Raw genomic sequence first — 15,509 nt, forward strand, 5'->3', positions numbered from 1 at the left:
TTAAAAATCAAAAGAACCAAAGTCCGATGATGAAAATTGATTATTTTGTTCGACAACTTCATATGTAATCTCTTCATCGGGGTTGGTTCTAAGTTCAATAATATAATCAAAATCATCCATCGTATATTCCGTGTTTTGTACAAAGACGTCCGGATGTTCGACTACCTTGACAGAATTCAACCTCATAATTTCGCGAACGAGCTGCCAGTGGCGTTCGTTTGCCCTCTGTGTAGAAACAATTCCGTCGAGGATAAATAGGTTATCTTCGCTATATTCATCTTCAATCAACTGGCTGCGTATCGTTTGTTTAAGCAATGTCGAGGAAACAAACAGCCATCTTTTATTGGCACAAACGCTAGCGGCAACAATCGACTCTGTCTTACCGACCCTGGGCATGCCGCGGATCCCGATTAATTTGTGGCCTTCCTGCTTGAACAGCTCAGCCATGAAATCCACTAAAAGGCCAAGTTCATTCCTGACGAATCTGAATGTCTTCTTATCGTCAGCGTCCCGTTGGATGTATCGGCCATGGCGTACCGCCAGGCGATCACGAAGCTTAGGTTCACGAAGTTTAATTAGTTTGATCGTATCCATCGTGCGTAGGATGGATTCAAACCTTTCAATGTTCCTGCTGTCTTTTGTTAGCAGCAGAAGCCCCCGCCGCCCTTGATCGACACCATTTATCGTCACTATATTTATTGAAAGCATACCTAATAAGGAAGAGATATCGCCTAATAATCCCGGGCGGTTTTTTTGAATTTCATATTCAAAATACCACTCTTTCTTTTCCACCTAACCACTCCTTAAGCGACAGAATACGACATTTTTTGTATAAAAGAAAATTACACACTAGGCAGGCAGGTATGTATTAGCTCATTTCTGTTTTCTAAATTCTATAATATAGCATTTTATAGGAAGTTAAAAGGAGTAATCTTTAAAAAATTACACCTTTTTCTATTTTTTTGGTGCTTAAATGGAAAAGACCCCATCCAATAAAATGGAAGAGGTCTTAGCACCTGCTAAAATAATGATTATTTTGAACCGTTATTTTCGACTAATTTCACCATGACGCTTGCGATCGCATGTTTTTCTTCATCAGAAGCCACAGACCAAAGGTCAGACAGCACTCTTTCCTGGTCATTTTTCGGATCGACTTGATTAGCAAGGTAATCGCCGATTTCAAACGCTAAATCATTAACGGAGCTTCCAGAAAGACCTTGGTGCTCTCCCTGATGGAGCCTGTCACCTAAAAAATTCTTCCACTGATCCCAATTATCCAATACAGACATTGCTTATCATCCTTTCCTTCATAGTGTTACACCCATATTTTGTGAAGGAAAAGCGCTATTTATACAATAATTTTTACTTTCCAATGGAAGTTTATGTATACCAGCCGCCATTGACGCCAATAATCTGACCCGTGATATAGGAAGCTTTATCAGATAATAAGTAGGCCACTGCATCCGCAACTTCCTCGGGAACCCCGACGCGTCCCATTGGGATATCAGCTTTAAGCAGTTCGAGTTCGGCTTTTGTAAAGGACTCCAGCATGGCGGTGGAAATGGCCCCTGGAGAAACCCCATTAACACGGATTCCACTTAAAGACAGCTCTTTTCCGAGCGCCTTGATGAAGGCATTTTGGCCTCCTTTAACCATCGAATAAAGAACCTCAAAAGATGCCCCTGTATCTCCCCAAATAGAAGTAACCGCCACAATCGCACTATTGGACCGAGAGTTTAGCTTAGACAGAAGTTCCTTCGTTAACATAAAAGGAGAGGTAATGTGCAGCTGGACCATTTGATCCACGATCTTCTCATCCATATCTGTAACCAGTCCGTAATAGCTATTGCCGCTGTTCAAGACAATCGATTGCAACGAAAAGATGTTTTGAGACAGCTTTTCGTATCCGTCTTTTTCGCCCAAATCAGCTTGAATTGGAATCAGTTCGATATCATATGGTTCGAGCTCTGACATCAGCTGCTCAATTGCTTTTTGATTTTGGTTGTAATGCAAATATAAAGAATAATTCTCCTGCGCAAGCTTTATCGCTATCGCTCTTCCAATTCCCCCACTTGCTCCCGTAATAAGGGCAAAACGTTTTTCCACTAGATTGCTCCCCCTTATCCTCTGTTTGGCTATGTTAACCATTATAGCAAAACCTTGCCTTGAATCCGGCAAGGTTTTGTATTTCGTATTATTTCGGCAAGATCTGGCAGACGGTCATTCGCTCTTCGTCTATTAACTGCTCGGCTGCCTGTTTCACATCTTTGAATGTAATGTTCTCAAGTACCGGGACTACATCAAACAGATCCATATCATTGAACGCATAGCGTGTAAATTGATTGGCAATATACTCTGGAGAGTTCAAGGCGCGAAGGAAGCTGCCGATTCTTTTCTTGATTGTTCGGTTCACACTTTCTTCGCTAATTCCTGTCCCTGATTTTGCTTTCAGCAAAATGTCCTTTAATCTATCCGTTAACTCCCTAGGACGGGTTGAATCCCCGCCGATGAGAGCAAAACCGAAGCCCTGCTCCTGAGTGAAGTCATAGGAGAAGGATTGATCGATATAGCCCTCCGAATACAACTCTTCGTAGAGATCTGAGGTCTTACCAAACAGAACCTCAAGCAGTACATTTGCGGTTAATTCGGTTTTCAAGAGCGCTGCTCCTGAAACATGAACATCCACCGCCTTTAGGCCAAGCATTACTTTTGGTGTTTGCACATTCATGTGGAGGACTTGGCTTTTCTTGGCCACACCAGTTGGTTCATCCTCAAAATGTCTTGCGATCTCAGGTTGCTCACTGTATTCCTTGTTCTCTTGATTTTTTCTTATTAACTCGATTGTCTGCTCGGGGTCTACCGGACCGACAATAAACAAGAGCATATTGCTCGGATGATAAAACGTTTCGTAGCATTCGTAAAGCATATCCTTGGTGATTTTCGCAATCGAATCCACCGTGCCGGCAATATCGATTTTTACAGGGTGATGCTCATACATATTCTGGATGCAGCCGAAGTAAAGCCTCCAGTCCGCATTGTCGTCGTACATATTGATTTCCTGGCCGATAATTCCTTTCTCTTTTTCAACCGTCTTTTCGGAAAAATAAGGCTCCTGTACGAAATCAATTAATGTTGTCAGGTTTTTCTGGAAATCAAAAGTACTTGAGAAAAGATACGCAGTCCTAGTAAAGGATGTGAAGGCATTAGCTGAAGCCCCCTGTTTGCTGAATTGCTGGAACACATCGCCATCTTCTTTCTCGAACAATTTATGCTCCAAAAAGTGGGCGATCCCATCCGGAACCTTTACGAAATCTTGCTTTTTCAGCGGCTTAAAATGATTGTCGACCGAACCATATTTGGTCGTGAACGTTGCGTATGATTTGTTAAAGCCTTTTTTAGGCAATATGTAAACCTGTAAGCCGTTATCCATCTTTTCGTGAAACAATTCTTCCTGAAGCTGGTCAAACGTGATTTTCTCCATTATGCCTGCACCTCCGTGCCAGTCAGGAAATAAATCGTGTCACATTCGATCTTTTGCGCCACTTTAACAATTTCCTCTTTGGTGGTTTTTTCTGTTTTTTCAAGCCATTCATCGAGCGGGATGTTCATACCGGATATCACATTATGATATAGTATTTCCACTAAACCGCGTGCGACATCGGCGGTCTCTAAAATCTGGTTCTTTACTACGGCTTTTGTCTGGGCGAGGTCCTCTTCTGTGAAATTGCCCTGCTTCATTTCTTTCATTTGCTCTCTAATGATTTCGACCGCCTGCCCGTAATTTTTATTCTCAATGCCTGACATGACGATCAGCAAGCCTTTATGGCTTTCGATCCGAGAAGAAGCATAATAAGCAAGGCTCGCTTTCTCACGTACATTGATGAAAAGTTTGGAATGGGAGAATCCGCCGAAAATGCCGTTGAAAAGCTGAAGCGCATAATAGTCCTCATCTCCGTACAAGACGTTGGTACGATAGCCCACGTTCAATTTCCCTTGCTTTACATCCTGCTTTTCGACCACTTCTTTCTCTTTTTCCACTTTTTTCTGAACAGGCTTTATTCTCTTCGGATTTCTTTCCTTAAGACTTACGTATTTATCCGCCAACTCTTCGACTTCATGTTCATTGAGGTCGCCGATGACATAGAAGTCGATCTCATCTTCGGAAAGGGCTTTTTTATAATAAGTGTATAGAAGCTCTGGAGTAATCTTATCTAAATCTGCCTCGAACCCAATCGTTTCGAGAGCATAGGGTTCATTTTTGCACATTTCCTCAACAAGTCGTTTCGTGGAATAGCGCATTTTATCATCATATACTGATTGGATCCGCTGTTTTAAAGACCGTTTCTCCTTTAACACCGTATCCGCTTCAAAAGCTTCTCCATCCGTTTTAGGATGAAACACCACCTCCATCAGCAGTTCAAAGCCTTTTGCCAATAAAGGGGCAGAGTTAGATAGAAATTTTTCATTGGCGATTTCCATTGCAAAACTGATAATTTGATATTCACCTTTTTTAGCCACGTCAACATCAAGGCTTGCTCCGTATAACTCAGCAAGATAGGAGCGCAACTCTGTAGATGTTGGATGCGTTTCAGTCGTGCTCTGCAAAACGTAAGGGAGCAGTGACCTATAGGTGACTGTGTCAGTAGTTAAGGGTGCCTTCATTTTTAATACCAATGTATTGGTTTTATACTTTTCGGTTTTCACGATATGTAAATTATAGCCCGGTTTCTTTTTTACAATGTCCGAAGTAATCGCCATTCAGTTGTCCTCCTTGTAAAAATACGTAATATCATTAGCCCTATTGTTTGTAGAACGGAAACCTTTTAAACATATACGTTCGATAAACTCATGACTTGGATAAAATTCTTTCTCATACAAATATACAAGGTAATGGAAATTTCATGCAAGCTGTACGACCTGTTTCAAAAAATAATCTATTAACATAATATTGTTATGATTTATTCAAAAAGAAATGAAAAAGCTGCCTGCATATCGCAGACAGCTTTACATGAATACACCTATTATCTTTTCCCTTTAATATACGGATGGCCGGATGCCTTCGGAGCATCTGCTCTTCCGATAAATCCTGCAAGTGCAATAATCGTCAGAATGTAAGGAGCAATCAATAAATACACGGGCGGGATCTCGCTAAAGAATGGCAGTTGCGCTCCAACAATGCTCAAGCTTTGCGCCAGACCGAAGAACAGCCCGGCACCCATTGCGCCTATTGGATGCCATTTACCGAAAATCATCGCGGCAATCGCCATGAACCCCTGGCCGTTGATGGTTGAATGGCTGAAATCGAGGGTTACAGTCAATGCATGGACAGCGCCGCCGATACCGCCAAGCGCACCTGATAAAATAACACCTACATAGCGCATTTTATAAACATTGATTCCCATTGTATCGGCCGCCATCGGATGTTCCCCGACGGAGCGCAAACGCAATCCAAACGGAGTCTTGTAAATGATGTACCAAACCAGGATCGCAAGTAGAATCGCGATATAGGAAATATAATATCCATTCGAAAAGAAAATCGGACCGATTACCGGAATATCACTTAAAATCGGGATATCTATTTTATCGAATGTTTGTTTAATGATATCTGTTTGTCCTTTGTCATAAATTTTCTTGACAAGGAATAAAGACAATCCTACTGCCAACAGGTTAATGGCCACACCGCTGACCGTTTGATCGGCGCGGAATGTAATCGAAGCCAAAGCGTGAAGCAAGGAGAATATCATCGCCGCAACCATAGCGACAAGAATGGACACCCACGGGGTCAGTGCTCCTAACTGTTCCGCGAAAGTTAAGTTGAAAACGATACTGACAAATGCCCCGATCACCATTAATCCTTCCAGACCGATGTTTACAACCCCGGAGCGTTCAGAAAAAACGCCGCCGAGAGCAGTGAAAATAAGTGGTGCCGCAAGGGCAATCATCGATGGGACGATAATTTGCAAAATCTGATAGAAGTCCACCTATTTCGCCCCCTTTTTAGAAATACGTGAAATAATCCAGCGAATAAAATAACCTGAAGCTACAAAGAAAATAATCAAAGCAATGACAATATCAACAATTTCGTTTGGAACGCCAGCTTCCAGAGGCATATTCAAGGCACCATTCTTCAATCCGCCGAATAATATCGCCGCAAGCACGACCCCGATCGCTGTGTTTGCTCCGAGAAGAGCGACTGCGATACCATCGAAGCCGACGCCGGTAAACCCGCCTTTGATTGCGGCATACCCAAACGTACCAAGCCCTTCCATAGCCCCCGCAAGTCCTGCGAATGTGCCTGAAATGACCATGGAAAGAATGATGTTTCGATTAACACTCATTCCCGCATACTCAGAAGCATGCTGGTTGAAACCGACAGCTTTTAACTCAAAGCCGGTAGTCGTTTTCTCAAGAATGAACCACATGATGATCGCACAAATGATCGCGATAATGATTCCCCAGTGCATACGGGACAGGTCAGTCATATTCTCAAATGTTATAGAACGCAATGAAGCCGTTTCGGCGATATTCTCTGTTTTATCTTGTTTATCAGACAAAACATTGATAATAAGATAGTTTGTAATATGCAAAGCTGTATAGTTAAGCATGATCGTTACGATAACTTCATGAACCCTGAATTTCGCCTTTAGCAACCCAGGGATAAAAGCCCATAGGGCCCCGGCAACTGCACCGGCAAGTACGGCAAGCGGTAAATGGATAATTTTAGGCAGATCGAATTCAATACCTACCCAGACGGCAGCCAGCCAGCCGACGATCAATTGGCCTTCAACCCCGATATTGAAAAGGCCTGTTCTGAACGCAAACGCAACGGCAAGGCCCGCAAAGATATAGGGAGTGATTTGACGGACCGTTTCACCCATATAAAATTCATCCCCGAATATCCCGGCAAGCATTGCGGAATATCCGCTTACAGGATCATAACCGCTTACAAGCATGATAATCGCCCCTGCTATCAATCCAAGCAATACCGAAATAACAGGAATCGATAAGTTCAATAATTTTTTAGCCATTTGTCGTTCCACCTGCTTCCATCCTCTTACTGCCTGCCATTAGGAGTCCCAGTTCCTGTTCTGTCGTTTCTTTTGGATTCACAATGGCAACTATCTCCCCTTCATAGATAACGGCAATGCGGTCACTGACGTTCATGATTTCATCCAGCTCGAATGAAACGAGCAATACCGCCTTTCCATGATCACGCTGTTCAAGCAGGCGTTTGTGAATATATTCAATGGCCCCGACATCGAGCCCCCGGGTCGGCTGTGCCGCTATCAGCAAATCGGGATCGCGGTCTACTTCACGGCCGATAATCGCTTTTTGCTGGTTACCACCTGATAAAGCACGGGCAGGCGTATACTCACTCGGTGTTCTTACATCAAATTCACTAATTAACGTCCTAGCTTTTTCATAAATCTTCCGGTAGTTTAAAACGCCGCTTCGGGAATTTGGTTTCTTGTAATAAGTCTGTAATACCATATTTTCACCGATTGTATAGTCCAGAACCAAACCGTGCTTGTGACGGTCTTGTGGAATATGGCCTACACCGGATTCGGCAATTTTTCGCGGCGTTTTATTCTTGATTTCGGTTCCATTGATTTTAATGGAGCCGTCATCTGCTTTCCGAAGTCCTGTAAGGGCTTCAATCAATTCAGACTGTCCGTTGCCGTCAACCCCGGCAATTCCGACAATCTCACCGGCCCTGACTGTGAGATTTAGTCCCTTAACAGCCTGTACTCCGCGTGAATCATTCACTGTCAGGTCTTTTACTTCCAACACATCAGCAGCGGGATTAGCCTCCGATTTCTCCGTTTTAAAGACAACGTCGCGGCCGACCATCAAGCTTGCAAGAGCATCCGGGTTCGTTTCACTGACATTTACGGTCCCGATTCCCTGTCCTTTTCGGATGACAGTCACACGATCACACACTTCCATGATCTCCTTTAATTTATGGGTGATCAAGATGATTGATTTACCCTCTTTTACAAGCGTATCCATAATTGTGATGAGTTCTTTGATTTCCTGGGGTGTTAATACCGCAGTCGGTTCGTCAAAAATTAAAATTTCCGCTCCCCGATAGAGAGTTTTCAGGATTTCGACTCTTTGCTGCATCCCAACGGAAATATCTTCAATTCTCGCATCTGGATCGACCCTTAACCCGTAACGCTCTGAAAGCTCACGGACTTCCTTATTGGCCGCTTTAAGATCAATCTTTCCATTTTTTGAAGGTTCTTTGCCGAGAATGATATTTTCCGTTACTGTAAAAGGATCGACCAGCATAAAGTGCTGATGCACCATCCCGATGCCCAATTCATTGGCAATATTCGGGTCGGTAATCTTAACGGGTTTCCCATTTACACGGATTTCCCCTTTCTCTGGCTGGTACAAGCCGAATAGAACATTCATCAAGGTCGATTTCCCTGCCCCGTTTTCGCCGAGGAGCGCATGGATCTCCCCTTTCTTCACCTGCAGCGTCACATTATCATTCGCAACGATGCCGGGAAATTCCTTTCGAATATTAAGCATTTCAATAACATATTCCACTTATGATCAACTCCTAAAAAGTGAGTGGGTGTTCGAATGGCATTTATCCTTTAATTTTGAAAAAACCAAAGGAAAAACTACAAAGCGATTTTCATAGTTTTTCACTTGCTTTCTTCAAGTATATACACTGGTTTAAACGGATAAAAAGGAGGAATAAGTGGCAGAAACTGCCCAGATTATTCCTCCTATGATTATTAATCTCGCATTAAGTATTAGAATTTCATAGCTTTAAGCTCATCGCGAGTAGCAGGTACTTTTATTTCACCTGATTTGATCTTTTCAGTCCACTCATCGACTGCTTTCATTGCATCCTCAGAAACGTTTTCTTTGTGTTCAGCAATGGATACCCCATTTTCTTCAAGACCGTATTCGATTACTTCTCCACCAGGGAAATCGCCGGCTTTCGCTTTATCAGCTAGGTCTTTAACTGCGATATCAACACGCTTAACCATTGAGGTTAATGTTACGTTGTATTGCTGTCCGTCTGCTTCTACATTTCCTTCTTCAAACTGGTCACGGTCAACTCCGATTACCCAGATATTGCTCTTAGGATCTTTCTTTTTCAATTCTTTAGCGGCAGCGAATACGCCATTACCAGTTCCGCCGGAAGCATGATAGATTACATCAATTCCTGAAGAATACATGCTGGATGCAATTGCTTGTCCTTTATCAGCAGCTCCGAAGCTTCCTGCATATTGAACTTTTACATCAGCGTCAGGTTTAACAGATTTAACACCAGCGATGAAACCTGCTTCAAATTTATTGATTAGGGATCCATCGACACCGCCGACGAAACCGATCTTATTTGATTTAGTCGTGTGGGCAGCGATAACGCCGACAAGGAATGAACCTTGCTGCTCAGTGAAGGTGATGCTGGCTACGTTTGGCTTTTCAACCACGGAGTCAACAATTGCGAAATTTGAATCTTTACGCTGGTCAGCCACTTTGCCAAGAGGCTCTGCAAGTAAATAACCAATACCATAAATCAAGTCAAAATCATTACGAACCAATGTATTTAAGTTGGTTGCATAGTCTGCATCAGATTTGGATTGGACGTAATTATAACCGTCTTTTCCTTTTTCCAAGTCGTTTTCTTTACCGAATTCCTGAAGACCTTCCCATGCAGATTGGTTGAACGACTTATCATCAACGCCGCCGATGTCCGTAACCATACCAACCGTGAACTTATCTTTTTCTTTTTCTGTTTCACCATTGCTTCCAGACTCTTCATCATTGCCACATGCACCTAGGATTGTTCCTGCAGCTAGGACCAAAGACAGCGCCAAACCAAATTTACGCTTTTTCAAGATTGTACCCCCTAAAGTATTAGTTGATTAGTCAGAAATGTAATGAAAGAGAAATGATTGCGTTTTCATGGCGAAATAAAAATTTTAGATTCTTTTTCGCAGCACATGAAAACTGAACATGTCAGCCTTGAAATAATTGACCGAATAAAGCACTGGCTCGTCTTTTTCATCAAAATGCATTTGCTTTAATACTAGGAGAGCAGCTTCAGGATCACACTCCAAAATCGGAGAAACTTTTTCGTGATAGCCGATCGGTTCGATTTGCGCGACCGCATAGGCTATTCTTCGATCCGCTTCCTTCTCTAAAATATCAAAGATGGATTCATCTTCGTGAGAAAATGTTTCCGGCAGGATATGTTCAGGGATTTTATCCACACAATATACGACCGGTTCCCCATTTGCTGTCCGCACTCTTTCTAATAAAACAATTCCTTCATCCAATGAATAAGAAAAACGGCGAATGTCTTCATCAGTCGGCTCCTCGGTCCTCGAACTTAAGAAGATTGTTCCGGGTTTCATGCCCGCCTGCTTAATCATATTTGTGACACTGTTAAGCTGTTCGATTCCTGAAGTGAACATCGGCTGAGTATTTACAAAGGTACCCACTCCATGACGGCGGATTATGACATTCTCCTCTTCAAGAATACGCAATGCTTCCCGTAAAGTGGCTCTGCTCACTCCAAGCATTTTTGCTAAATCAAACTCAGAGGGAAGCTTTTCTTTTTCTTTGTAAATCCCGTTCTCAATGTCCTGTTTGAGGTGATCGATGACTTGTAAATACAAATGCCGATTATCTGACTTTATGGACATGCAGCTTCCTCCAACCATTTCTTAAGACATCAGACCTCTGATGTTCAATCATTCCTACTAATCGAAAATACTATATCATTTTTTGATGTATAAATAAATAGAGTTTTGAAATTTGTAGGAAAAAAGAATTGTGATGTATAACAGATTTATATTTATTCATAGTTATATTCTACCAGTTTTCTCTTTCTGTTCGACATTATAGAATTTTTTTGTGCTGATACTATCAAGGGCATCTTTATTCTTTGGGTCTCTTATAAAACATTGCTGATAAATATTATTTTTGGTTCAATGCCTGTGAAAGCTCGGTTTCACACGCATTGAACCAAAATCAACAGAGATAGTTAACAAAGCTTTTTCTTTTGCTGCAGTTTTTGGGTATAATAACACTAGGATGACGCCTGGAAAGGATGATGAAATGATTACCATCACAAGTTATAGTGTGGATTTACTGAAGGATTCATTTGGCATATTGACCGGAGAGAGATATGAATTTCTTCTTGATATCGATGTGCCGGAAGATGATGAATTATTTTCGGAAAAGGGATTATACATACGAGTTCTCTATACTGTAGAAGAACATAGAAGTGTAATTGTTAAGTATGATATCATCGAAAAAGAAACCGATAATATCATGGACTTTGAGCTTGAAGAGGAAGAGGAAGCCATTATTGATTCATTTTGTAAAGAACATCTGAATGATGTCTCTGAATTAGACTGATCATTGATCAAAAAAACAGACCCCGGAATCTGATCCGTGGTCTGTTTTGCTTTTAAGAGGAATGGGCTTCATTCTCCGGATCCTTCGAAACAAGGACCGTTCTTGGTTTGCTTCCTTCATAAGGACCGACGACTCCCCTTGCTTCCATTTCGTCGATAAGCCTTGCTGCACGGGTGTACCCGATCCTGAATCTCCTTTGTAGCATGGAAACGGATGCGGTCTGCATCTCAATGATCAGCTGAACGGCTTCGTCATAAAGAGCATCAGCAACCTCGCCAACAGCTTCACTCGTTTCATCCGGGATCATCTCTTCGTTGTACTGTGCTTTTTGCTGGGAAATGACATATTCAACGACTTCCTCTACTTCCCGATCCGATAAAAACGCACCCTGGACCCGGACAGGCTTTGATGAGCCGGCCGGCAGGAAGAGCATGTCGCCGCGGCCTAAAAGTTTTTCAGCGCCGCCCATATCCAGGATCGTTCTTGAGTCTGTCGCTGAAGATACGCTAAATGCAATCCGGGATGGAATATTCGCTTTAATGACACCCGTGATGACATCGACGGAAGGCCTTTGTGTCGCAATAATTAAGTGGATCCCCGCAGCCCGCGCCATTTGCGCCAGTCTGGTTATGGCATCCTCGACGTCATTCGATGCCACCATCATCAAGTCGGCCAGCTCATCGACAATGACGACGATATATGGCAAAAGCGGTTGTTTGTCGTCCTCCTCGATATTATGACGATACACATGGTCGTTGTATCCTTCGATATTGCGTGTCCCTGTGTGCGAGAACAGCTCATATCTCCGTTCCATTTCACTGACTACCTTCTTCAGTGCCTGCGAAGCTTTTTTCGGATTCGTTACAACAGGCGCGAGCAAGTGTGGAATCCCGTTGTAAACATTCAGCTCAACCATTTTCGGATCAATCATCATCATTTTCACTTCATGGGGCTTGGCCCGCATCAAGATGCTGGTAATGATTCCGTTTATACAGACGGACTTACCGCTTCCCGTTGCACCCGCTACAAGCAGGTGAGGCATTTTATTCAGCTCGGCAAACACAGCCTCTCCGGAAATATTGCGTCCAAGTCCAATTTGGAGCTTCTCCTCCGGCTTATCAAATTCTTTTGCTTCCAGAACCTCACGTAAGGATACCATGGCAATTTCCGAATTCGGCACTTCAATCCCGATTGCTGACTTACCTGGTATTGGTGCTTCGATTCTGATATCTTTTGCGGCCAATGCTAAAGCCAAATCATCAGCTAAGCTGACAATGCGGCTTACCTTTACCCCGACATCGGGATGGACTTCATACTTTGTTACCGCTGGTCCGAGATGAACCTGGGTAACTTTTGCTTTTACACCGAAGCTATGGAATGTACGCTCAAGCTTTGCGGCATTTTCATTAATCAACTGATATTCACCGCTTTGATCGGTTTTTCTTGGCTGACTAAGCAATGTAAGAGCGGGAAGGACATATTCTTTGTTTTCCACTTCCGTAAAGCTGATAGATGGTGTATTATCTTCCGCTTCCTCTTCAGCAATAGTGGGACTGTCCGATTTCTTTCCAGTTTCTCCACCCTCGTTTTTTGTCCCGAGTGATGCCGTTTCATCCGGATCCGTTCCCCCGTAGGCGGTATCGGCAAAATTGGAGATCAATCTGGTCTCAGGGGGTTGCAGCGGCAATTCTTCCGCCTGTATCTTTTGCGTTTCCGCTGCTTCGGCTTCCTTAAGCAATACCGCTTCCTTTTTTACCTTCTTTTTCTCCCGTTTTCCTTGTTTCCAGCTTTTCATGTCATTCAAAAATGCTTCCCATTGACCTGCAAAAAATCGGCCGCTTGAAAGAATGAACCTGCCCAGCTTATCACCGACCGTTTTGCCGGTTAGAAGTACAAAGCCCGACACGATCAATAGAAAACCAATAATTTTAGAACCCGCTTCATCGAACAAAAAGTAGGAAACCGCGAACATTAACGCACCTATCATCCCACCGCCCAGGTCAGTTGTACTGCTCTCGCCTCTTACTTCCATCCAGAATAATTCCCAAGTATTCGCGATCACACTGGGCTTATTGAACGGTCCTCCTTCAGAAAGCAGCTCAAATAGCTTCACATGGCTCAGCAGCAGAATGCTTAATACAATAAAATAAATACCTACAAGCTGTCTTTTAAGAAATAGTGGGATTTCCCGTTTTATCATCAGATAAAAGCTGACCAATACAAAGCCCGCCAGCAAAAGGATATACCATTCCCCCATAAAAAAACGCAAAAGGTAAACAATCGAATGCCCGACCGCCCCAAGCTCGGCAAGCGCAATAGCGGCAAGTCCAAGCATGATCAGCCCTGTGAGTTCAAACTTTAATGTCGATTTTAATTTATCCGCACTTCTTGATTTCCTTCGTTTCTTCTTTGCCATTTTTTATCACCTGTATTTTCATGCAATCTATGTATTATTAGAAAAGCGGAAGCCCCTGCAAAAGGAACATCGACTAAGACCGCCATGTCCTCATGTCTTCGTCGGCGCAAGTCACGTTCTGTACGTTGTAGCTAAACAACAACCCAAGTTAAGAAAATGATACTTTCTTTAATTTTGTAATGAAGAAAGCAGCCAACTGGCTGCTTGATCAATGTAGTATTAGTATACCATATCTCAATAAACTTGGACGATCTTTCTAGTTTCTGAATGCTAATAACGGATAGTCGCTCCCGGCTGAATTGTTTGATCCAAATAATGGGCAGGGTCTGTGCTTATGATTCGGTCGACACGGTAGCCATTTTCTTCCTGTTTTTCTGCCAAAAGCTGCACTCCATTATAGTTGACAGCAACATATCTGGCAAAGGTCTCCTCATCAGTAGGAAAGATTTGATCATGCGGTGTCATGGTGTAAAGAATCATTGGACAAATCCTTCCTGATGTGTGACTTGGACATTCGCTCTGTTTTGATCAACCATCTCATAAAGCTTTTTCATGGCTTGCCCTACCCCGCCAACTTCATCGATCAATCCTGATTGGACAGCATCCGTCCCTACTACATTTGTGCCGATATCTCTCGTAAGGTTGCCTACTGCAAACATCAGCTCTTTGAACTTTTCTTCTGATACGTTTGAATGCTTCGTAACGAAATTAACAACGCGATCCTGCATCTTATCCAAGTATTCAAACGTTTGTGGTACACCGATTACAAGTCCGGTTAACCGGATAGGGTGAATCGTCATTGTCGCTGTTTCGGCAATGAAGGAATAATCGCAAGAAACCGCAATTGGGACACCGATGGAATGGCCTCCTCCGAGCACAATAGACACGGTCGGTTTGGATAGTGATGCGAGCATTTCAGATATGGCCAGCCCCGCTTCTACATCTCCTCCGACTGTATTTAAAATCACCAGCAGTCCTTCAATATTCGGATTCTGTTCGATCGCAACAATCTGCGGGATGACATGCTCATATTTCGTTGTTTTATTTTGCGGCGGAAGCTGCATATGCCCCTCTACCTGGCCGATGATGGTTAAGCAGTGTATCGATGAATCGGGTGTCATCTGCGGTACAGTCGTTTGTCCGAGCTGCTGGATCTTTTCCAACAAAGGTGACATCTTCCCCGGCTGATCTCCCCCTGGTTGGTTCGGCATCGGCTGATTTGGCACGATCGGTTGGTTCGGCATCGGCTGATTTGGTACCACCGGCTGGTTTGGCATTGGTTGATTCGGTACTGGTCCTCTTTCCATTTAACAATCCCCTTTCTCTTTCTTATGAGGTTATTATTATCTGGAAGGAGCAGCTTCATTCCCATAAAGAAAACTCGTCGATTGACGAGCCGTAATACCGAGATTAGACGTAGCTGCACTAATGCAGGAAGGAAAGTATAAATTTTCCTTTCTGCTGAAAAATCCCGGCCTTGCATTTTCGCAAGCCGGGAGCAAATATATATATAAGTTGAATTTATAAATTTAAGCTGTCGAACAATGTATTTTTGGCTCATTCATGTGAAACTGGGTTTCACATGCCTTTCAGCGAAGCTGAAAGGTTGCTCCAACTGCATAGGCCAAGAGAAAACTCGCTTTCTCCTCGGTCTATGCAGTTGGAGCTTAAATGAGCCAAAACAACTTATATAATTGTCGAA

Annotated in this window: 14 protein-coding genes; 1 reads left to right on the plus strand and 13 read right to left on the minus strand. The window is 43.1% G+C overall.

Annotated elements, in window-relative coordinates; genetic code table 11:
- The 10 genes from LQ216_RS11705 to LQ216_RS11750 form a co-directional block, all read right to left on the minus strand.
- Complete coding sequence (locus LQ216_RS11705; protein ID WP_230129477.1) at positions 1-792, minus strand: DUF3388 domain-containing protein; 792 nt, start codon at positions 790-792, stop codon at positions 1-3.
- A gap of 239 nt (positions 793-1,031) precedes the next feature.
- Positions 1,032-1,289, minus strand: coding sequence for a DUF3243 domain-containing protein (locus LQ216_RS11710; protein ID WP_230129478.1), 258 nt, complete (start codon positions 1,287-1,289; stop codon positions 1,032-1,034).
- 91 nt (positions 1,290-1,380) lie between these two features.
- Positions 1,381-2,106 carry an SDR family oxidoreductase gene (locus LQ216_RS11715; RefSeq protein WP_230129479.1) on the minus strand — a complete coding sequence of 242 codons (726 nt, stop codon included), beginning with the start codon at positions 2,104-2,106 and terminating at the stop codon, positions 1,381-1,383.
- Between the two features lie 88 nt (positions 2,107-2,194).
- Entirely contained in the window at positions 2,195-3,481 is a 1,287-nt protein-coding gene (locus tag LQ216_RS11720) for a pitrilysin family protein (protein WP_230129480.1), read from the minus strand.
- Positions 3,481-4,758 carry a pitrilysin family protein gene (locus LQ216_RS11725; protein ID WP_230129481.1) on the minus strand — a complete coding sequence of 426 codons (1,278 nt, stop codon included), beginning with the start codon at positions 4,756-4,758 and terminating at the stop codon, positions 3,481-3,483. The genes LQ216_RS11720 and LQ216_RS11725 overlap by 1 nt, the downstream gene beginning before the upstream one ends.
- Positions 4,759-5,021: 263 nt before the next feature.
- Positions 5,022-5,981 carry an ABC transporter permease gene (locus LQ216_RS11730; protein WP_230129482.1) on the minus strand — a complete coding sequence of 320 codons (960 nt, stop codon included), beginning with the start codon at positions 5,979-5,981 and terminating at the stop codon, positions 5,022-5,024.
- Positions 5,982-7,028: an ABC transporter permease gene (locus LQ216_RS11735; protein WP_230129483.1), complete on the minus strand. Its 1,047-nt coding sequence runs from the start codon at positions 7,026-7,028 to the stop codon at positions 5,982-5,984.
- Complete coding sequence (locus tag LQ216_RS11740; RefSeq protein WP_230129484.1) at positions 7,021-8,556, minus strand: ABC transporter ATP-binding protein; 1,536 nt, start codon at positions 8,554-8,556, stop codon at positions 7,021-7,023. Before LQ216_RS11740 ends, LQ216_RS11735 begins: the two co-directional genes overlap by 8 nt.
- Positions 8,557-8,768: 212 nt before the next feature.
- Positions 8,769-9,863: a BMP family protein gene (locus tag LQ216_RS11745; protein WP_230129485.1), complete on the minus strand. Its 1,095-nt coding sequence runs from the start codon at positions 9,861-9,863 to the stop codon at positions 8,769-8,771.
- Between the two features lie 84 nt (positions 9,864-9,947).
- Positions 9,948-10,673: a GntR family transcriptional regulator gene (locus LQ216_RS11750; RefSeq protein ID WP_230129486.1), complete on the minus strand. Its 726-nt coding sequence runs from the start codon at positions 10,671-10,673 to the stop codon at positions 9,948-9,950.
- A 415-nt stretch (positions 10,674-11,088) separates the two neighbouring features.
- Here LQ216_RS11750 and LQ216_RS11755 point away from each other — a divergent pair, with 415 nt between their 5' ends.
- Positions 11,089-11,391, plus strand: a complete 303-nt coding sequence (locus tag LQ216_RS11755; protein WP_230129487.1) for a DUF6509 family protein — start codon at positions 11,089-11,091, stop codon at positions 11,389-11,391.
- Between the two features lie 52 nt (positions 11,392-11,443).
- On the opposite strand, the gene LQ216_RS11760 is transcribed toward LQ216_RS11755, so the two are convergent.
- From LQ216_RS11760 to LQ216_RS11770, 3 genes are all read right to left on the minus strand, one after another.
- The gene (locus tag LQ216_RS11760) at positions 11,444-13,807 is read right to left on the minus strand and encodes a DNA translocase FtsK (protein ID WP_230129488.1); all 2,364 of its coding nucleotides are present in this window, start codon (positions 13,805-13,807) and stop codon (positions 11,444-11,446) included.
- 270 nt (positions 13,808-14,077) lie between these two features.
- Entirely contained in the window at positions 14,078-14,287 is a 210-nt protein-coding gene (locus tag LQ216_RS11765; RefSeq protein ID WP_230129489.1) for a YlzJ-like family protein, read from the minus strand.
- The gene (locus tag LQ216_RS11770; protein WP_230129598.1) at positions 14,284-15,018 is read right to left on the minus strand and encodes a ClpP family protease; all 735 of its coding nucleotides are present in this window, start codon (positions 15,016-15,018) and stop codon (positions 14,284-14,286) included. Before LQ216_RS11770 ends, LQ216_RS11765 begins: the two co-directional genes overlap by 4 nt.
- Positions 15,019-15,509: the final 491 nt, after the last annotated feature.

This window comes from Bacillus sp. CECT 9360, from assembly GCF_918741275.1.
In the GTDB taxonomy this organism is placed as follows: Bacteria; Bacillota; Bacilli; order Bacillales; family DSM-1321; genus Peribacillus.

Bases quoted from the DNA above. Each gene is read 5' to 3' on its own strand.
- LQ216_RS11710 (WP_230129478.1), bottom strand. From the start codon at position 1,289: ATGTCTGTATTGGATAATTGGGATCAGTGGAAGAATTTTTTAGGTGAC.
- LQ216_RS11720 (WP_230129480.1), bottom strand. From the start codon at position 3,481: ATGGAGAAAATCACGTTTGACCAGCTTCAGGAAGAATTGTTTCACGAA.
- LQ216_RS11725 (WP_230129481.1), bottom strand. From the start codon at position 4,758: ATGGCGATTACTTCGGACATTGTAAAAAAGAAACCGGGCTATAATTTA.
- LQ216_RS11735 (WP_230129483.1), bottom strand. From the start codon at position 7,028: ATGGCTAAAAAATTATTGAACTTATCGATTCCTGTTATTTCGGTATTG.
- LQ216_RS11750 (WP_230129486.1), bottom strand. From the start codon at position 10,673: ATGTCCATAAAGTCAGATAATCGGCATTTGTATTTACAAGTCATCGAT.
- LQ216_RS11755 (WP_230129487.1), top strand. From the start codon at position 11,089: ATGATTACCATCACAAGTTATAGTGTGGATTTACTGAAGGATTCATTT.
- LQ216_RS11760 (WP_230129488.1), bottom strand. From the start codon at position 13,807: ATGGCAAAGAAGAAACGAAGGAAATCAAGAAGTGCGGATAAATTAAAA.
- LQ216_RS11765 (WP_230129489.1), bottom strand. From the start codon at position 14,287: ATGATTCTTTACACCATGACACCGCATGATCAAATCTTTCCTACTGAT.
- LQ216_RS11770 (WP_230129598.1), bottom strand. From the start codon at position 15,018: ATGCCGAACCAACCAGGGGGAGATCAGCCGGGGAAGATGTCACCTTTG.